Source organism: Wolbachia endosymbiont of Mansonella ozzardi, assembly GCF_020278625.1.
GTDB lineage: Bacteria > Pseudomonadota > Alphaproteobacteria > Rickettsiales > Anaplasmataceae > Wolbachia.
The window spans coordinates 1-18,958 of sequence record NZ_JADAKK010000020.1 but is presented as its reverse complement, the minus strand read 5'-3'; the positions used below and the strand labels follow the sequence as shown (position 1 = coordinate 18,958).

The window sequence follows — 18,958 nt, the reverse complement described above, 5'->3', positions numbered from 1 at the left end:
CTTTTAAATATAAATGCTTTACTCTGCTTCTTAAGGCAAGTGAGCTCCTGTTGCAGAGCATTTTGTCTATTCTGTAGAGCTTTAATTCGATCATCAAAGCTAACAGTTTGCTTAACCTTTTTCTGGGTTTGCTGAGGTTTGCTTTCTGTCTAAGAAAACTCTTTCCTGAATGTAGTGGAGTTATTTTGCTTTTTAGAAATAATTGGAACTTCAACTTTTTTTGGCGTCTTTTAGCTAAGCACCTTCTTGCCACTCCTTCCAATTCCAGCGGATTTTTGCTGGCCTGAGTTCTACAGTTGTTTTTGATATGTGTCATCTTTTACCGTATTGTACGATATCTCGCTTTTACTTGATATCGAATCAGGAATTTCGCTCTCACTTATTATGCTGGAGCTTAGCGATATTCCACTACTGCTTGATATTGAGCTTGTATCAAGCATTTCGCTCTCACCTATTGTGCCGGAGCTTGACGATATTCCACTACCACTTGATATTGATACTACATCAGGGTCAATACTAAAGGTTAACAAAGAGTGAGCTTTATCTTTTTCATAAGTTCGGTTGTTTGCTTTAGCTTTTGATCTAACTTCTATTAGCATTGTTTCACTTTTGACTGAAGCAGAGTCAACAGTAACCGGGCTACTGATAGCCTTTATAGGCTGAACAGCTGATTTTGACCTTTTTGATTTTCCCGTTTTTTCACTTGTTTCAAATTCTCAATTTATTACCAATACACTTAATTTTAAACGGTAACTATTAACTATGCGTGAATATTGTTTTTAGCAAAGTCTCTTGCGATGCTCAAAAGTAGAAACGAAGACTTGATTTTTGTACCCAAATAATAGACTATCAAAGGCACACATAAATATCTACAATGCAAGAAAAAACTTTTACAATCATCGATGGTTATGGCTTTCTTTTCAGAGCTTATTATGTTTTGCACCATTTGACTACCACAACCGGTATTCCAATAGGTGCCGTGTACGGCTTTCTAAATATGGTTCTTAAGTACATTACTCACTCAGATTACTTGACCATAGCATTTGACTCTGGCAAAAGAAATTTCAGGCATGATTTATACCCTGAATATAAAGCAAACAGGATAACTCCTCCTGAGGACTTGGTTCCACAGTTTGCAATACTGAGGGAAGCAGTAGAAGCTTTCGATCTCAGCTATGAAGAGATTGGAGGCTATGAAGCAGATGACATAATTGCAACACTAGCTAAGAAATATGCCAACCACCAAGACTTTAAAGTAGTGGTGGTCTCGTCAGATAAGGATTTGTTTCAACTCTTGAATCACAACATTTTTATATTTGACCCTATTAAAAATATATACATAGATGAAAGACAAGTAATAGAAAAATTTGGTGTAAATTCAAACAAGCTTCTTGATTTATTTTCTCTAACTGGCGATGCATCTGATAACATTCCAGGCATTCCAGGAATAGGTACAAAGACTGCAGCTAAATTGCTTGATAAATTTGGTTCCTTGAACAATATCCTGGAAAACATTAGTAGCGTTGAGCAAACGAGAGTACGTAATATTCTTACCAAACATAAGGAAAGAGCGCTAATTTCACGAAAACTTTTTTTACTATATGAGAAAGTAGATCTTCAGCATAATGTTGCAAAATATAAAGTTCATCCTCCAAATATGAAGAAATTGTTACCCTTTTTAAAGAAGTATGAGTTTAATTCATTGATAAACAGAGCAGAGAAGCTTTTTTCTTATAATAAACCCAGCGCGGAAAAGAAACCAGAATATAATAGTGAAGAATTAGAAAAATTTTTGGAACACTGCAGATATGAAGGCAAAATCGTAATCTATTGCCATTTTGAAAACAATGTACTCAGTAAAATCTCCTTATCTTGCAGTGAAGATAATATTTTCTACATAGACCAAAACTGCCTACAAGATGCAATTGTTACAATCAATTTAACTTTACTTTCAAATGGGGTGCTGAAAATAATACATGACATTAGAAAGATCAGAGAAACATTTCCTACAATAGAAAAAGTGCTAGGCTCAGTTGATGATTTGATGACAATGTCATATAGCCTTGACACAGGAAAGCATAACCACAGCATTCCAAACATAATTGCACATAATTTGAGTGAAAATGTAGAGGTTTTCTCAGCAAAAACTTTAATAGCGGTCCATGAAAAGCTAACACAAAGATTGTTTCAAGAGAGGCTCTTTACAGTTTATGAGCGCTTTGATAAGCCGGTCATGAAAGTGATACTTGACATGGAGAAAAATGGAATATTGCTAAACATTCAAAAACTGCAGGAATTGTCTGATAAATTTCAACAGTTACTCACTGTGCTTGAAAATGATATATATAATTTAGCAGGAGAAAGATTCAATATTGCTTCGCCAAAACAATTAAGTGATATTTTATTTAATAAAATGGGGCTTAATAAGAAGAGAAAGTTAAAATCCGGATCGTATAGTACAAGCTCTGAAGTAATAGAAGAACTTGAAATGGAAGGAGTTGAAATTGCAAGTAAGATTTTAGATTGGCGACACTTAAGCAAGCTAAAGGGTACCTATACTGATGCGCTAATAAAGCGGGTTAACCCTCTTGACGATAGAGTACATACGAGCTTCTCAACAACTGCAACAGGTAGGCTTAGCTCCAGCAATCCTAATCTGCAGAGTATTCCTATCAGAAGTGAGGAGGGAAGCTTTATCAGGCGAGCATTTATTGCACCAAAAGGGTATAAAATAATTTCTGCCGATTATTCACAAATAGAATTGAGACTCTTGGCACATATTGCAGATGTTGTAGCATTTAAAGAAGCTTTTGCAAATGGACAAGATGTTCACAGCATCACCGCAAGGCAAGTTTTTAGAGTGCTAGAAGGTACGGAAGTAGATAAACGGCTGAGGCAAAAGGCAAAATCCATTAATTTTGGAATTATATATGGCATTAGCCCGTTTGGCCTTGCAAGGCAGTTTAAAATTACCGTTAAGGAAGCTGCTGGATACATTGATTATTATTTCTCCTGTTATCCAGAGATAAAGGTCTATATGGAAAAGGAGGTGTCTATTGCGAGACAGCACGGCTATGTAGAAACTTTATTTGGTAGAAGATGCTTTGTAGAAGACATAAACAGTAAAATCCCTTACTTAAGGCGATTTGCGGAAAGGGCAGCAATAAACGCACCTGTGCAAGGAACTGCTGCTGACATAATAAAACGTGCAATGATTCAACTTTATGATCAGCTAAAAGCAGGTAAAATAATCCTCCAAGTTCATGATGAGCTATTGATTGAGGTAGAAGACAATAAGGTACAAGAAACAGCAAAACTTGTGAAAGATGTAATGGAAAATGCAGTGAAAGTTTCTATACCACTTGAAGTAAAGGTAAAAATTAGCGACAACTGGGGCCCAAATTTTCTTAATTATGATTTAAACGCTTCAGATTCTAAGAGTATAAATCATTTGAACTAATATGAAAAATATGCTACAATTAAAGTATAGTAAATGTGAGTAAGTCAGTTATGACAAGAATGTTAACTTCACAAACAAAGGATTCGGGACCTTCTGTTCAGTTAACTAACGAAGATGATAAAACTTTTGAAAAAAAAGAACATCAGTTAATCTATCGTGCTTTTCTAGATACTTTAGAGAATCTGGAGAAACAAACACAACAGGAAATGGGGGAAGTAGCAAAGAAACTGCAAGAAAAATTTTCAGAGGAGGAGAAAGAGAAATTAGAGGAACAAAAGTCATTAAAAGAGGAGCAGCTAGCTCGGTTACAGAATGAAAATGAAAAGAAAATTTTTACTTTTGTACTTGAAAATAGAGGAAAGATATTCAATGATGTTAATCAAAAAATAAAGTCACTAAGTGAAGAAAATTTCCTTCAGTTTTTAATTTCTGTATTTGAAAAAATTAGAGAGAAAAATTTAGCTAGCGAAGGGAATTTAGAAAATAGTAAAATAAAAGAAGTGGTTGATGAGTTTGTAGATGATATACGCGGTAAAGAAGCTAAAGACTCACTCATAAAACTTGCTGGATGGCCGCTTGGAATAAAGGTAGATCCTAAAAACATTTCTGGCTCCTTTATGAGTGGGCTAAGAGAAAAAATACCATTTTTAGGTGGAGATAAAGAAGAAGATGAACCACCGCTCAGTGATGAAGGAATGGTAACAACGTTATTACGTAAGATTTTTCTTCCTACTCTTTTTTCTATTGCCTCAATATTAGTTTTTGGTCCTACTACATTCGCGATAGTTGCTGCTGCTATTGGTACAATATTCGCTGTAAAAGGAGGAGTTGGGGCTCTTTTTTCAAATAACAGGAAAGGTACTTTGTATAACCCTGATACTGAAAAGGAGAAAGAATGGGGTGGTGAAATTAATAATAGAATTAGTGAAATTCTAGAATCAAAAGTTAATGTAGTTGGACAGGATAAGCAACCTGCTGAAAAGCAGCCTAATGTGCCTGAGCAAGTTAAGGAAAATCAAGAATCCTTCCGGAAGAAAGAAGAAGATAAACGACGACAAAAAGAAGAAGGAAATCAGCACAGTATCTCCGACTTATAACTCAGTTCCGCCTACTGTAATTGCATCAACTTTGAGTGTTGGTTGACCAACCCCAACAGGCACATTTTGTCCATCTTTTGAACATGTACCAATACCAGGATCTAACTTTAAGTCGTTGCCAACCATAGATACTTTTTTTAGCACTGTTGGCCCGTCACCAATTAGCGTCGCCCCTTTGACTGGTTGTGTAATTTTACCATTTTCTATCAAATAAGCTTCTGAAGATGAGAAAACAAATTTCCCTGATGTTATATCAACCTGCCCGCCACCAAAATTTACTGCATATAGACCTTTCTTTACGCTAGATATTATTTCTTCTGGTGTATGTTTACCTGGTAACATATAGGTGTTTGTCATGCGCGGCATAGTGACTTCCTTATAACTTTCCCTTCTACCATTACCAGTTAGATTTGCCCCCATGAGTTTAGCATTCATATAATCCTGCATATATCCTTTGAGGATTCCATCTTCTATCAACACATTATAACCGGAAGGAGTACCTTCATCATCTATGCTAATAGAACCGCGTAAATTAGGCAGAGTTCCATCATCAACTACTGTGATACCACTAGCTGCTACTTGCTTACCAATAGAATTTGAAAATGCTGATACTCCTTTACGATTAAAATCGCCTTCGAGTCCATGACCCACAGCTTCATGTAACAATACCCCTGGCCAGCCCGGACCTAGAACAACTGTCATCTCTCCAGCTGGAGTCGGAACCGCTTCAGAATTTACTAATGCTTGTTCCAAAGCCTGGTTTGCAACTTCTTTCCACTTTTCCTCAGAAATAAACTTACTGTGAGAATCCCGTCCACCATGTCCTGCAGAACCTCTTTCAATTCGGCTATCTTTCTCTACAATGACTAACACATTAAAACGTACTAGAGGCCTGATGTCGCTTAACCTGTGATCACCCTTTATTATTTGTACGACTTGCCATTCTCCACTTAGAGTTATTTTTACTTGCTTCACGCAGTTATTTTTGGATCTTACATACTCATTAACCTCGTTGAGCAGTTTAATTTTTGAGCTTAGATCTATTTCATTTATGGGGTTAATTTTCGAATATAGTTTTTTTTCCTCTTTGCCTAAGCTTATTAAATTTGTTTTGTTTAAAGACACTGAGCTTTTAACTATAGAAGCAGCATTACTAATTTCTTTTTCGCTAATCTCAGAAGAGCAAACAAAAGATGTGCTATTCTCGCAAAAAGACCTCAGACCAAATCCTCTTCTGGTGTTCAAATCCATATGTTTCAATATGTTATCATCAAAAACCAAAGACTCTGACTGACAAAACTCTAAAAATAACTCACCGCCATCGCTATTGCTCAGAGCATGGTTGACTATTTTATATACATTATTAATATTAACATTGTTCTGAGCAAAAAATATTTGATCTAAGTTTAAATCGTCTGGCATTACTTTTAAACTAAAAATTGCTCAAGTATATTATTTAACTTTAACATAGTAAACTACAAAAAGCCCGGGTGGCGGAATTGGTAGACGCGCTAGTTTCAGGTGCTAGTAACTTTTCAGTTGTGGAAGTTCAAGTCTTCTCTCGGGCACTCTTAACTTACATATTGTTTTTTGAACGAATTAATGCCATAATATATTAGTTATGCTTAAGTTTATGAGTTGTGAGAAAGAGGAACTTGCCAACAGAAAAAAATAAGAACTTACTCAAAACATCTAGTTACCACGCTATCCGTTGCTTCTTTTATTGGGTATATAATAGCATCGCTAGTTTTTGGTGTTCCTAGCTTAAATTGTACTCTGCTGTTTTGAGTATTACACTAAATTGGTTTCACTCAGTTTGAATTTGTGGTCATATGTTAACCACTTGCAAAAACACGATCTTAATAATCAGCTTGGTATAGAAAACACTCCAGGACAGGAAAAGCTAACAAAGATCCATATCAATATAGCATCTAATGACTCGTTTTTAATAGAGAGAACTATACCTGTATTACCTTTCGAATCTCTTATTATTCCTTTTATTTCTATTACTTTTTTCATTTTGAGCTTTGCTGCTGTGGCAGCCAATATCGTCCAGACTATGATCAGCGAGTCAAAGGTAAAAGAATTGAGCAAAGGGGGAAATCTCCAAGTGGTGTGATAGCTGGGGCCTGATTGCTAAAACACTAATAAATCAACTTACTTGACTATGTAGGAATATTAGTTATCATGTTAATAATTTGATAACAAAAGGCAAGCATTATGACAGCTTTATAAGTTTTTTCGATGACTATTCCGGATTTTTTGAGGATAATGCTTGTTATGTAGTATCTGAATATAGTAGGGATAGTCCAGGTCTTATAGATCTTAGCACATATATAGTAGAACGTGATGAATATGAGAACTTGGTATTTAAGAACCTATATGAATATATATGTCCGGATGAGAACATGCATAAGGATGTCGTCCTTAATCTCAGATTTTTACAAATAGAAGATAGAAGAAAGAACAGAGGACAGCAACGGTTGTCATATAATCAACTATATGGTAGATAACGGAACTTTATCTTCAGGTGGAAAGGAATTAATATTTTATATAATTCCAACTAGAGAGGGTCATTCAAAAGAGTTCGGCATAATTAGTATTACAAAAATATAAGCTACAACCATACAAACATTGTGATTTTAACCTGGCAAGAGGGCACTGGTTCCTTTATAACAGTGCCATTCCAGCTCCCTCATTTGTTGTGCAGCTTCATCTTACTGCTTCCACGGCAGACTCATCAAAGTGTTCAGCACGGGATCCAGTTTTCCATAAATGGTGTATTTTAACATAACTTTTATGCTCACCTGCTTGATAAAATTCCTTGATTCAAGCATCAAACGCTGGAATCAAGAAAAGTTTGCTTGTAAGCAAGCAAACTAATTTTGTGAACATAGAAAGTAGCTAATCTTAATTAAAAACACAACATTTTAATTATTATAGAAAGGTGCGATCTGATGTCATGAAACCGTAATGGTGTAATTCCATTCGCCTTAACATCTGGTTGAAATCGTAGTCCACACTTTAGAAAAGTGGCAACTTTCTAGGGAGCAAGCATGGATTAAAAAAGGAGTAATGTTAGTGGTTTGTTGTCCACACACGGTATTGAAGTTGGCCTTACTTTTTATTTTGCTAGCAAAACCAGCTCTATTGTATAGTGCTAGCAATTCTATTGATAATTTCACCATACACTTGACTGTCATTTTTAGTTTCAATTTCAGTAATAATATTGGACCTATCAGGCTCTTTTAGCGCTATCTCTTGAAATCCTTTTCGAACTTTATTATAAAAATTAATGTCCATCTCTTCGTATTTATTTTTATCTTTTGTTCGGCTTAGACCAACTTGAACATCAATATCTAGGATAAATGTGATATCTGGACGTCTAATTTTTACTAACTTATGAAGGTCCCCTATTAGCCCTAAGTCAACTTCAAGCCCATACCCTTGGTATGCAATAGTTGAATCAATAAACCGATCGCAAATCACTATCTTTCTTTCTTCTAGAGCTGGCAGTATTAATTTTTTCACATGTTCGTATCTCATTGAGATAAGTAACAAAAGTTCAGAGATGGGGTCAATATTGTCTTTAAGCAACACCCTTCTTACCTTCTCTGCAAAGTCAGTACCACCTGGCTCTCTGGTCAATATCACATTACCTTCACTGTAGAGTTGTTTAAAATGACTTGCAAGTAACTCAGACTGCGTTGTTTTACCGGAGCCGTCTATTCCCTCAAAGGTTATGAACATAAGTTCTGTAATCGTAATGTCAACAAAAAATATACAAACAGTATACACAAGAACCATTTGACACTTAAGCAATAATATTATAAGCTGTGCCTGATACACAATTCTCTGTAAACTATGGTTGCACTGAATACTCCTAAGGTAGATCTTGACTTTACTGCAAAGGATTTCAATCTTTTAGGGGTAGACGACAAACACTATACATTAAGTAACTGTCGTGGAAAAAATGGTCTTATTATAATGTTTATATGTAATCACTGTCCTTACGTTCAATCAATTATCAGCAATCTGGTGAGCGATGTTGATTTGTTAAAAAGGGATTATCAGGTAAGTACTGTTGCAATAATGCCGAATGATGTCAATGAATATCCAGAAGACTCCTTTGAAAATATGATTAGTTTCGCTAAGGAAAATAAGTTTGAATTTCCATATCTGATTGACAGTACGCAAGAAGTGGCTAAAGAATATGATGCTGTTTGTACTCCTGACTTTTTTGGGTTTAATGCTAATTTAAAACTCCGCTATCGTGGACGTTTTAATGATGCAAAAAAAGAAAAGGCTCAAAACTATAAGATAGGAAGTAGTGATTTATTTCAAGCTATGAAATTCATTGCAGAAACTGGTAACTTTCCGGTTGACCAAAAGTCAAGCATTGGTTGCTCAATTAAATGGTCTGATCCTACAGGTTAAATATCATGCACGGCAGCTCTCAGTATTTGTTTGATATTATAATTTTACTTTCCGCTGCTGTGTTTATAGTCATAGCGTTTTGGAAAATGAATATCAGCCCAGTGCTCGGTTACTTCGTTGCAGGCGCGTTGATTGGTTCTCATGGATTTAATCTGATACATTCAGCTGATGCAATGGATAATTTTGCAGAATTCGGCGTAGTTTTTCTATTATTCATTATAGGTCTTGAGCTGACCTTTGAACGCCTCATTGCCATGCGTATTCACGTATTTGGATTTGGTTCCCTGCAAGTTATAGTTACCATGGTAGCGATATGGTGCATTGCTCTTGCTTTTGAAGTGAACACTAACATGGCAGCAGTTATCGGCGGTGGGCTTGCATTGTCCTCAACCGCAATAGTGTTACAGGTTCTGCAGGAAAAAGTTTCCCAAGCAAGTCAAGTTGGTAGGTTGTCAATAGCAGTACTATTAATGCAAGATTTTGCAGTGGTACCATTAATAGTATTAGTACCTTTACTTACTGGTAGCTCTGAAAACAGTCTGATAAGCTCACTGGCAGGTTCATTAGTACAAGCAACTATTGCCTTAGTGTTGATATTTATAACTGGTAGGTTATTACTCAGACCCTTATTTTCGGTTATTGCTAAAATGGAAAGTAACGAGGTCTTTGTATCAACAACACTCTTAATAATATTAGGAGCAGCATTTATTACCGAACAATTTCATTTATCAATGGCGCTGGGTGCATTCGTTGCTGGGTTATTAGTCGCAGAAACAGAACATAGGCACTCGGTGGAACACGCGGTGTTGCCATTCAAAGATTTATTTCTCGGCTTATTTTTTATGACTGTCGGTATGTCTATCGATATTGACCTTTTACTCAATAAATTGCCGATAATTACTTTATTGTCGATCATCCTTATCGTTTTAAAAACATCTATCATATACGTATTGTGTAGATTTTTTGGGTTTAAGAGTGCACCTGCCATACAAGCTGGATTATTGCTTGCACAGGGTGGTGAATTTGCATTTATCCTGTTTCGCTTAGCAGATGAGTTGGACGTATTACCAAGTGAAATTGCCCAAGTACTTATGATGGTAACTACGGTAACTATGGCTTTCACTCCTCTTCTATCGGGACTTGGAGAGTGGATAGCAAATTCATTTAGCACTGAGAAAGTAATATTAGATGATGAAGCAATTGAGACAGACACACAAGATCTCTATAACCATGTAGTAGTTGCTGGATTCGGCAGGGTAGGATATATGGTAACAAAAATGCTTACCGCAGAGCATATAAGTTACGTTGTTGTAGATATTCAATCAAAGATAGTCAAAGAAGGGAAAAGTGACAGCTTTCCTATATATCTTGGAGATGCCACGAGATATGAAATTTTAAAATCAGTAGGAATAGAAAGAGCCCAAGCTCTCGTAATTTCAATAAAGAACGAAGTTACTATAAGAAAGATTGTTTCTCTAGTTGCAACAAATTTTCCACATGTAAATGTTATAATACGCCTACCAGATCTGAGTAATGTAGAAGCTTACAAAGATCTAGGAGCTAGTAAAGTTATTCCGGAGACATCTGAGATTGGGTTACAGCTTGGTGGAGCAGCGCTGAGTCTAAGTGGTATTAGCGAAAGCGGAGTTGAGTCCTTAAAAAGTAGATTTAGGAAAGGCAATTATAGCATGATAAAGGATATTAGCAGCGATATAGATGAATGATTATTTCTTCAGTTCTCCTCTTTATCCTAACTCGTGATCGTTGATGTCAGACATTTGAGTAGCGTTTATTTTGTCTATAATAAACTACACACCAAATCAAGGAAAGTGCAAACCAAGTTATCGCATATTCCAAGTGTTTCATTGGCTGTATAGTTGATTTATTGCTGAAACCTTTCTGCCACAACATACACTTCTCTAGCTTAATACCAAGTTCATTGGAAATTTCTTCTGTACTTAGGGTAAACCACGTGTTCAAAGCAGTATCATTTTTGATTAACCAACTTTTGCTTTTACTATTATCGCAATATAAAACTCCACTCGCAGCTATCTTCTCAATTTTTGCTTCTTCCTTCTTTTTCTCTCTTACTATTCCTTTATTCACCAGCATGTAGTGTCCATTAGTGAGCAGCATAGGAGACAGCACATGATAGCCGCGTTGCCCTGTAAAAACGTATAGTTCTATGTCACTTAAAATCCCATCAATCTTGATGTGTCTGTAGTTAAATTTTGCAAGATCACTATTGGGTAATAGATAGACAACTGGAAGATTCATATTCTTGATAATATTGTTCTTCCAGTTTAACCTAAATAATTGCCACAACCCTAATAAAAAAAGAAGTAAGCAAGGTATAATTAAGATAAATATCGTTTTTTTTAACACCTTACATTTGTGTTTTTAGGTAATTTTCAACATCTATAAGTTCAATTAAGAACCAATTTGCTCTTCGATTCAATGGTAGTGCTCTTCCTCATTTTTCAATAATTCCTCTAATAATAAGATTACACTAACAAAATCTTCCTCTTTTTCAGCAACAGAAATTGCCTCCCTATAGCCTTTTAAACCTTCTTCTTCTAATTTTAAGTTATCTTCCAAGATTTTTCGTATTGTATCTTTTGTAAACTTCCTGTCACGCTTTGAGATTTTATTTGTGTCTTGAAAGTTTGGTATACCTTTAAGCAATAAAATTCTTTCTGCTAGCTTATTTGCATGTTCAAGTTCCTCGTCAAGCTTGTTTTTCATTTTCTCTGTAAGTTTATTGATCCCGCTATCTTTGAGAATTGTAGAATGCAAAAAATACTGGCTTATAGAAGTCAATTCACCAGTGATTGATTTATTTATAAATGCTTTACTATTATCTCTTTATTCGTAACCTTCCTTTAGTTTAATCTATTAGTATAATCTATATGATAATGAGAATCATAGCAATAGATCTCTTGCATAACCTTTTTTCGATTTCGCGTCAAAACTTGTTTCTGCTTCTCAAGTTGACTGCCTAGTTGTTGAAGTAAGGTAATTGTTGCAGTAGCCCAGAGATTAGCTGTAATTATGAATAGAATGTTGGTTGATAAAACAGAATTTTGTTATTAAAAAATATAGGAGGAACATAAGTTTTACTCAAGATAGCAATGACGATGGAAAGGATAGTAAGAGCAGAGTGAAACTTAGGTTCCTTATTAGACATGTTTCCGTTCACTTCTGCTTGACAAGTATAATGCGGCTTAACTGCCATATCAGACTGTGGAGAGAACCGTGGAAGCATACTACTTTTAATTTACGTAAAATTATTAAGGATTATGGAGGTATTTTGATTTATATAAAATTTATTGTTGACTTATGCGCAGAGCCTCTGTTGTTCCAATGTCCTCCCAATAGGTATATTTATGGTTAGAATTACTTTTTTAGCTGAACAAAAAGTGGAAGAATACAGCGGCAGAATTACCGGTTTTGACATACTACAACCAGGTGCTTTAAAAGGAGCCGTTGCCCTAAAGGTAAATGGTGAGCTATATGATCTCTCACGTAAAATTGAATCTGACACAGAAATAGAGGTGATACAACTCAGTGATGAGATGGGTTTGGATATAATAAGGCATGATGCTGCTCATATAATGGCTCAGGCAGTAAAAGAGCTCTTTCCTAACACTCAGATTACTATCGGCCCAACAATTCAGGACGGCTTCTACTATGATTTTGCTACAAATCGTACCTTTACCATGGATGATTTTGCTGCAATAGAAAAGAAAATGAAAGAAATCATAAAAAGCAATCACAGATTTGTTCGAGAAGTTTGGACGCGTAAGCAAGCAATTGATTTTTTTAGCAGTATAGGTGAAAAATATAAGGTTGATATTATCTCCTCCATACCAGAGAGTGAAAATCTGACTGTTTATAGACAAGGAGATTTTGTTGACTTGTGCCGTGGTCCGCACTCGCCATCAACAGGTAGAGTCAAAGCGTTCAAACTCATGAAAGTTGCAGGAGCATACTGGCGTGGTGATACTAAGGGTCCAATGCTACAGCGAATATATGGCACCGCATGGCGAAATAAGAATGAATTAAACGCTTATCTTAAGCGTTTGAAGGAGGTGGAAAGACGCGACCACCGCAAGATTGCTAAGGATATGGACTTGTTCCACATCCAAGAGGAAGCTGTTGGGCAGGTCTTTTGGCATGAACAGGGATATGCTTTATATAACGTCCTTGAGTCTTACATAAGGAAAAAATTAATAAACAATGGCTATGCTGAAGTGAAAACTCCTATTTTAGCAAGCAAGGAGCTGTGGGAAAAATCAGGGCATTGGGATAAGTTTCGTGAAAACATGTTTATCGTTGATGAATCTGAGAGCAAAAGGCTAGCAATAAAACCCATGAATTGCCCTTGTCACGTGCAGATTTTTAACTCTCACACCAGGAGCTACCGCAATTTACCGATACGTATGGCAGAGTTTGGTACATGTCATAGAAACGAAAGTTCAGGTTCATTGCATGGATTGATGAGAGTGCGTGGTTTTACTCAGGACGATGCGCACATTTTTTGCATGGAAGAGCAGATTAATTCTGAGACTGTAAAATTTTGCGACCTTTTAAAAGAAGTATATTCAGAGCTTGGGTTCAATGAAATCTCCGTGAAATTTTCAGATCGTCCAAATGTTAGAGCAGGAGATAATCAAGTGTGGGATAGAGCTGAAAAAGCGCTCCTTGAAGCTGTCAGAGAAGCAGGTTTAAGCTATGAACTCAACCCTGGTGAAGGTGCATTTTATGGTCCAAAGTTAGAGTTTGTTTTGAAAGATGCAATAGGCAGAAATTGGCAATGTGGAACGTTGCAAGTTGACTTCATTTTACCAAGGCGCCTGGAGGCTTTTTATATAGGAGCAGACGGACAAAAGCACCACCCTGTTATGCTACACAGGGCAATTCTTGGAACTTTTGAACGTTTTATTGGAATTTTAATAGAGCATTATGCAGGAAGATTTCCACTGTGGCTCGCTCCAACGCAACTTGCCATTCTAACCGTTACAAGCGAAGCTGATGATTATGCTATAGAAATTTATAACGCTTTAAAAAAACAAGGTGTCAGAGTTAAAACCGATTTAACCAATGAGAAAATTAGTTATAAGATACGCTTGCATAGTTCAAACAAGATTCCTATATTATGGATCGTAGGCAAAAATGAAGTTGCGAGTAAAACTATGTCAGTGAGAAATTTAGGGTCAGAAAAACGAGAGTCTTCCTCTTACGAAAAAGCTGCTGAATTGCTATTAAAAAGTATTAACCCTAGTCAAGGGAGTTAAAGTTTGCAAACTAAAAAACACAGAATTAATGAATCCATTACAGCTGAGGAGGTACGCTTAGTTGACCAAAATGGTAAAATGGTTGGGATTGTAGCAATAAAGCAGGCTTTGGAATCTGCTCAGAATATCGGCTTAGATTTGGTGGAGATTGCGCCTGACTCGACTCCTCCAGTATGTAAAATACTGGATTACAGCAAGCAAAAGTACGATGCAAAAAAGAAAGCAAGTGAAGCAAAGAAGAAACAAAAAACGTTAACGATAAAAGAAATTAAGATAGGTCCCAATATTGGCGATCACGACTATGAAACAAAATTGCGTCACGTAAGGGGTTTTCTTATACATGGACACAAAATCAAGGTTACAATGAAATTTAGAGGTAGAGAGCTAATAAACACTGAGATTGGGGTGGAAAAACTAGAAAGGTTAATTAGAGACACCGAAGATATTGCAAAGGTAGAATTAGCACCTAAACGAGAAGGAAATCAATATTTTTTAGCCCTGGTTGCTAGGTAGCAAAATTTGTTCACGGTAAACTGGTTTTTGCTTGAATTAAGTAACTACATTTATAGTTCTAGGGTGTGATTAAAATATGGAAATTACTATTAAAGAAAAATTTTCACCAATCAATTTTTTTATCTCTTGTTTCAATTTGCAATACAGATATTAAACTGATTAATGCACAGGCAGTAAGATAAGCACCTGCTGCAAGTTTTGTTTCGGTTTTTTCTATCAGCCACATGCATATAGAGGGAGAGAGACCACCAAAAATTCCTGCAGAGATATTATGTGCTAGGCTAAAACCAGTGCATCTAACTTTCGTTGGAAACAACTCACAAGCAAGAGAATTATATGTTCCAAAAGATGCACCTATTGGTATGCTCATCAATAGAAAAGTGAATGCTACAATATAGTGGTTATCATATGATAATAGCGAAAATGCCGGTAAGCTGACACAAGCTAAAACTACTAATATAGGAATCATCACGTTTTTCCTTCCTACTTTGTCAGATAGTGTTGCAAGCAACACTGCGGATACTCCAAATGTAATCTCAACCATAATCCTTACTACATTTTTAATATCAATGCTTGAAAGAGTAAGTTTTTTTACGGATATGTTATAAAACATGATTGCTGAATAAACAATCGCATTTTGGGCAATGCCAAGTCCGATTGCTATTAAAAATGCCCTTTTATAGTCCTTTATTAATTCTAGAAATGGAGAATGAGATAAACTTTTGTTTTGATCATGAGTTTTGTATGCCAGGCTCTCTTTTATTATGTATCTTATTGAAAAGCCTATTACACCCATAACGGAGCAGAAATAAAAGAGCAATTTCCAACCCCAAATTTCATAGCTTTCGCCTGTAAATTTTTTACAAATAGCTATCATTACAAAGCATATAATAGAACCAAAAGCACCACTAAAAGCTTTCATGCTACCTAAAAAGCCTAAATTTTTTTTATCGACCGAATGCTCTATTAAAAAGGCCGAGTTGATACTCGTTTCCCCACCTGCTGCCATTCCCTGTATTATTCTACAAAGTAGAAGCAATATAGGAGAAAATATTCCGATTTCTCTAAAGCTTGGTATCAACGCAATTGCAGTAGATGATATCGAAGCTAATATTACGGAAGTTAGCAAAATTTTCCTCCTGCCGTACTTATCTCCAATGTAGCCAAAAATAAATGCACCAAGTGGTCTAAATCCAAATCCAGTTGCAAAACTGCCAAGAAATTTGATTGTGCTTAAATAATCATTTTCTGAAGGGAAAAAAACATTACTTATTATATGCGTCAGAACTCCAAATAGAGTTAATTCATACCCTATAATCATGTTACAGATTATGCCTGATAGTATTGCTTTTTGGATGTTATTCATAATTCCTCAGTTTAATATAATCTAGGGTACTTAGTCAATGACCTGCAAAGACAATTCACGTAAATGTCTATTGTCTACCTCAGAAGGAGCACCCATTAGAACATCTTCACCCTGCTGATTCATAGGAAAACAGATTACCTCGCGAATGTTTGGTTCGTCAGCAAGCAGCATCACCATTCTATCAATTCCTGGAGCTATTCCGCCGTGAGGCGGCACTCCGAATCTGAATGCGCGCACGAGTGCACCGAATTTTGCATCAACCTCTTCTTGGCTATAACCTGCAATAGCAAAAGCTTTGTACATAATATCCAATTTGTTATTGCGGATTGCCCCGCTCGATAGTTCTATCCCATTACAGATAAGATCATATTGGTAAGCAAGGATGTCTAGTGGACTTTTTCCCTCTAAATCTTTCAAGCCGCCATGAGGCATAGAGAATGGATTGTGAAAAAAATTAATTTTTTTACTCTTATTGTCGTATATGAAATATGGAAAATCAATAACCCAACAGAACTTGAAGATATTGTCATCTATTAGACCCAGTTCCGACCCTAAAAGAGTGCGCACTTTCCCTGCTATTGTTGCTGCTTCATTTTCTTGATCAGAAGCAAAGAATACGCTATCCCCAGGCTCTATATTCGTTATTTCTCTTATGCGACTTAACCTATTATCATCAAGGAATTTGGCAACTGGTCCTTTTGCAGTGCCATCTTTATCAAACGTTATATATCCAAGCCCTTTGGCACCAAATTCTTTTTGCGCATGTTCTATTTTTTTATTAAAGAAGCTGCGTGGTTCCTCTGCTGTTTTGGGAGCAGGGATGGCTTTCACTACCATGCCAAGTTCAATATTGCTTTTGAAAATATTGAACCCTGAATCGCGGAAAATTTCTGTAACATCGCTGATTAATAGTGGATTACGCAAATCTGGCTTGTCAGAGCCATACTTAAGTACTGCCTCTTTGTATGTAATGTGTGGAAAGTCTTCATCAACAGATTTGCAAGAAAATTTGGCGAATACTTCATATAAAATAGGTTCAATAACGTCAAATATGTCTTCTTGAGTTACAAAAGACATTTCAAGTTGATAAAGTTGATAAAACTCTCCTGGAAAACGATCAGCCCTTGCATCTTCATCGAAAACATGGTGCAATTTGAAAATATTTATCAAACCCTGAAACCATTAGCAACTGTTTAAAAATCTGTGGAGCTTGTGGCAATGCATAGAATTTGCCAGGGTTTAGCCTGCTTGGTACTAGGTAATCGCGTGCTCCTTCGGGAGAGGAAGCCGTGAGTATTGGAGTTTGAATCTCCAAAAACCCTTGCTCTATCATGAGCCTGCGGAGTTCTGCAATGATTTGTGAGCGCAAAATAATGTTGTTGCGAGCTTTTTTACGCCTTAAGTCAAGAAATCGGTATTTAAGTCTCATATTTTCTGGATATTCTTGCTCACCGGCAATGCTTGCTAATATACTTTTTTCTTCTTTTATTACTTCTTCATTAAGGTGGAACTCAACTTCCGACTCAACGCGCAAATTGTTGACTATTACCTCAATTTCTCCGGTGGGAATAGAGCTGTTTACCATACCTTCAGTTCTAGCTTTGACTATGCCCGTAACAGTAATTACACTTTCTGATTTTAAATTTGATATTTTATCAAAAAAATCTTTATCGTTATTGAATACTAACTGAGTAATTCCATAAAAGTCTCTTAAATCAACAAAGATCAGGTTGCCGTGGTCGCGCCTGCGATATAACCACCCAGATAGGGTAACTTCCTTTTCTACATCGTTCTTCCTAAGTTCGTTGCAGGTGTGAGTTTTGTAGCAGTTCATATTTGTTTGGTCACCAGAATTTTTAGGAAGTATAGAAATAAACTTTATTGCATACAAGCTCATTTATCGTATATTTACACAACTTGCGAGATAAAGAAATGTTGCCTTGTACTGTCTTTGCTCACACATAAGTTTGCAGAATTTCTATAATTATGATATAATAATTAAAGGTATTTTCAATAAATCTGGATACGAAAAATGCCATTTGCACAGATCATAATATATAGCATAACATTGCTTGCTGTAGCTTCGGTGTTTTTCTTTTTGAGAAATACATATAAGAACCGAATTCGGAAAATCATATTTCCTAAAAAAGTCCTTGAAGAGGAGTGGGAGGAAGACAGAAAATTCAATGAATTATATCAAAAAAATAAGCAAAAAGAGTTGATCAAACATCAAGAAATGCTGCACGAAAAGCAAAAAGGTATACAGGGTTACAAAGAAGATCCAGAAATAGTTGATATTGCAAAGCCAGTAGGTAAATGGACAAAAATGGTTATGTTAAGTGGTGGATTTGTGCAGCGTTTGGCGCAATTAATAAATAGAGAAGGTGGTAAGAAAGGGTTTTGGGAACTGTTTGTAAAAGCTCAGGCTTCGACTCAAGATAAACATAAAGGGAAAGGCAGATAATGTATCTGTTATATAGCCTATTTTCTGATATTAAACTTCTTGAATTATGTTAAGTTTTACAGCCAGTGTTGCCTCAGATACAAGGATGTCACCCCAGTGCTTGACACTGGAACCCAGCAAGCTTTGCTTGCAAATGGGTTTAACAAACATTAGATTTCTTGTATCATTCCGTGTTGTTCCTATTTGGAATCCAGAAAAGTTGACGCTGTGTTTTAACATTAGGTTAATTACTTCCATACTTACCAATCTAGTGTTCAACCAGAATTTCTGGATTGTATATTAAATTAAAGCCGTAAAGCTATAATAAGCAAGGAGTGGTACTGT

16 protein-coding genes, 1 tRNA gene and 1 pseudogene are annotated in these 18,958 nt (G+C 36.0%); 10 read left to right on the top strand and 8 right to left on the bottom strand.

What is annotated here, in order from left to right; translation table 11 throughout:
• Positions 1 to 316 (bottom strand): hypothetical protein (locus tag IHO40_RS02825; RefSeq protein WP_225536658.1); only part of this gene is annotated, 316 nt, incomplete at its 3' end.
• Entirely contained in the window at positions 291 to 599 is a 309-nt protein-coding gene (locus tag IHO40_RS02820) for a hypothetical protein (RefSeq protein WP_225536657.1), read from the bottom strand. The genes IHO40_RS02825 and IHO40_RS02820, both read right to left, overlap by 26 nt.
• 275 nt (positions 600 to 874) lie before the next feature.
• On the opposite strand from IHO40_RS02820, the gene polA reads away from it, so the two are divergent.
• On the top strand, positions 875 to 3,460 hold the full coding sequence (gene polA, locus IHO40_RS02815) for a DNA polymerase I (RefSeq protein ID WP_225536656.1): 2,586 nt from the start codon (positions 875 to 877) through the stop codon (positions 3,458 to 3,460).
• Positions 3,461 to 3,495: 35 nt separating this feature from the next.
• The gene (locus IHO40_RS02810) at positions 3,496 to 4,557 is read left to right on the top strand and encodes a hypothetical protein (RefSeq protein WP_368666757.1); all 1,062 of its coding nucleotides are present in this window, start codon (positions 3,496 to 3,498) and stop codon (positions 4,555 to 4,557) included.
• Here IHO40_RS02810 and tldD read toward each other — a convergent pair.
• Positions 4,552 to 5,979 (bottom strand): metalloprotease TldD, encoded by a 1,428-nt coding sequence (tldD, locus tag IHO40_RS02805; RefSeq protein ID WP_225536655.1) that lies wholly within the window; start codon positions 5,977 to 5,979, stop codon positions 4,552 to 4,554. The genes IHO40_RS02810 and tldD overlap by 6 nt on opposite strands.
• 62 nt (positions 5,980 to 6,041) lie before the next feature.
• Here tldD and IHO40_RS02800 point away from each other — a divergent pair.
• The 3 genes from IHO40_RS02800 (at position 6,042) to IHO40_RS02790 (ending at position 7,070) form a co-directional block, all read left to right on the top strand.
• Positions 6,042 to 6,125: transfer RNA gene (locus IHO40_RS02800), tRNA-Leu, on the top strand.
• Positions 6,126 to 6,373: 248 nt separating this feature from the next.
• Complete coding sequence (locus IHO40_RS02795) at positions 6,374 to 6,676, top strand: hypothetical protein (protein ID WP_225536654.1); 303 nt, start codon at positions 6,374 to 6,376, stop codon at positions 6,674 to 6,676.
• Between the two features lie 79 nt (positions 6,677 to 6,755).
• A complete protein-coding gene (locus tag IHO40_RS02790) occupies positions 6,756 to 7,070 on the top strand; it encodes a hypothetical protein (protein ID WP_225536653.1) in 315 nt (104 codons plus the stop codon).
• A 634-nt stretch (positions 7,071 to 7,704) separates the two neighbouring features.
• Here the strand turns inward: IHO40_RS02790 and tmk are convergent.
• Entirely contained in the window at positions 7,705 to 8,307 is a 603-nt protein-coding gene (gene tmk, locus IHO40_RS02785; protein WP_225536660.1) for a dTMP kinase, read from the bottom strand.
• A gap of 114 nt (positions 8,308 to 8,421) precedes the next feature.
• On the opposite strand from tmk, the gene IHO40_RS02780 reads away from it, so the two are divergent.
• Positions 8,422 to 8,994, top strand: a complete 573-nt coding sequence (locus tag IHO40_RS02780) for a thioredoxin family protein (protein WP_225536652.1) — start codon at positions 8,422 to 8,424, stop codon at positions 8,992 to 8,994.
• Positions 8,995 to 8,999: 5 nt separating this feature from the next.
• A complete protein-coding gene (locus IHO40_RS02775; RefSeq protein ID WP_225536651.1) occupies positions 9,000 to 10,718 on the top strand; it encodes a cation:proton antiporter domain-containing protein in 1,719 nt (572 codons plus the stop codon).
• A gap of 46 nt (positions 10,719 to 10,764) precedes the next feature.
• On the opposite strand, the gene IHO40_RS02770 is transcribed toward IHO40_RS02775, so the two are convergent.
• Both IHO40_RS02770 and IHO40_RS02765 read right to left on the bottom strand, forming a co-directional pair.
• Positions 10,765 to 11,379, bottom strand: a complete 615-nt coding sequence (locus IHO40_RS02770; RefSeq protein WP_225536650.1) for an SURF1 family protein — start codon at positions 11,377 to 11,379, stop codon at positions 10,765 to 10,767.
• A gap of 69 nt (positions 11,380 to 11,448) precedes the next feature.
• Positions 11,449 to 11,790: a ferritin-like domain-containing protein gene (locus IHO40_RS02765; RefSeq protein ID WP_255585968.1), complete on the bottom strand. Its 342-nt coding sequence runs from the start codon at positions 11,788 to 11,790 to the stop codon at positions 11,449 to 11,451.
• A gap of 590 nt (positions 11,791 to 12,380) precedes the next feature.
• Here IHO40_RS02765 and thrS point away from each other — a divergent pair.
• On the top strand, positions 12,381 to 14,291 hold the full coding sequence (thrS, locus tag IHO40_RS02760) for a threonine--tRNA ligase (protein WP_225536649.1): 1,911 nt from the start codon (positions 12,381 to 12,383) through the stop codon (positions 14,289 to 14,291).
• Between the two features lie 3 nt (positions 14,292 to 14,294).
• Positions 14,295 to 14,804 carry a translation initiation factor IF-3 gene (gene infC, locus IHO40_RS02755; RefSeq protein WP_225536648.1) on the top strand — a complete coding sequence of 170 codons (510 nt, stop codon included), beginning with the start codon at positions 14,295 to 14,297 and terminating at the stop codon, positions 14,802 to 14,804.
• A 103-nt stretch (positions 14,805 to 14,907) separates the two neighbouring features.
• Here infC and IHO40_RS02750 read toward each other — a convergent pair whose 3' ends face one another.
• On the bottom strand, positions 14,908 to 16,170 hold the full coding sequence (locus tag IHO40_RS02750) for an MFS transporter (RefSeq protein WP_225536647.1): 1,263 nt from the start codon (positions 16,168 to 16,170) through the stop codon (positions 14,908 to 14,910).
• A gap of 30 nt (positions 16,171 to 16,200) precedes the next feature.
• Positions 16,201 to 18,004, bottom strand: a pseudogene (aspS, locus tag IHO40_RS02745) (aspartate--tRNA ligase).
• 198 nt (positions 18,005 to 18,202) lie between these two features.
• Here aspS and IHO40_RS02740 point away from each other — a divergent pair.
• Positions 18,203 to 18,634, top strand: a complete 432-nt coding sequence (locus IHO40_RS02740; protein ID WP_225536646.1) for a hypothetical protein — start codon at positions 18,203 to 18,205, stop codon at positions 18,632 to 18,634.
• The last annotated feature ends 324 nt before the right edge of the window (positions 18,635 to 18,958 follow it).

What these genes read in the sequence shown, in the direction of transcription:
- IHO40_RS02820 (WP_225536657.1), bottom strand. Translation starts at nt 599, where the DNA reads ATGCTAATAGAAGTTAGATCAAAAGCTAAAGCAAACAACCGAACTTAT.
- polA (WP_225536656.1), top strand. Translation starts at nt 875, where the DNA reads ATGCAAGAAAAAACTTTTACAATCATCGATGGTTATGGCTTTCTTTTC.
- tldD (WP_225536655.1), bottom strand. Translation starts at nt 5,979, where the DNA reads ATGCCAGACGATTTAAACTTAGATCAAATATTTTTTGCTCAGAACAAT.
- tmk (WP_225536660.1), bottom strand. Translation starts at nt 8,307, where the DNA reads ATGTTCATAACCTTTGAGGGAATAGACGGCTCCGGTAAAACAACGCAG.
- IHO40_RS02780 (WP_225536652.1), top strand. Translation starts at nt 8,422, where the DNA reads ATGGTTGCACTGAATACTCCTAAGGTAGATCTTGACTTTACTGCAAAG.
- IHO40_RS02775 (WP_225536651.1), top strand. Translation starts at nt 9,000, where the DNA reads ATGCACGGCAGCTCTCAGTATTTGTTTGATATTATAATTTTACTTTCC.
- thrS (WP_225536649.1), top strand. Translation starts at nt 12,381, where the DNA reads ATGGTTAGAATTACTTTTTTAGCTGAACAAAAAGTGGAAGAATACAGC.
- IHO40_RS02750 (WP_225536647.1), bottom strand. Translation starts at nt 16,170, where the DNA reads ATGAATAACATCCAAAAAGCAATACTATCAGGCATAATCTGTAACATG.
- IHO40_RS02740 (WP_225536646.1), top strand. Translation starts at nt 18,203, where the DNA reads ATGCCATTTGCACAGATCATAATATATAGCATAACATTGCTTGCTGTA.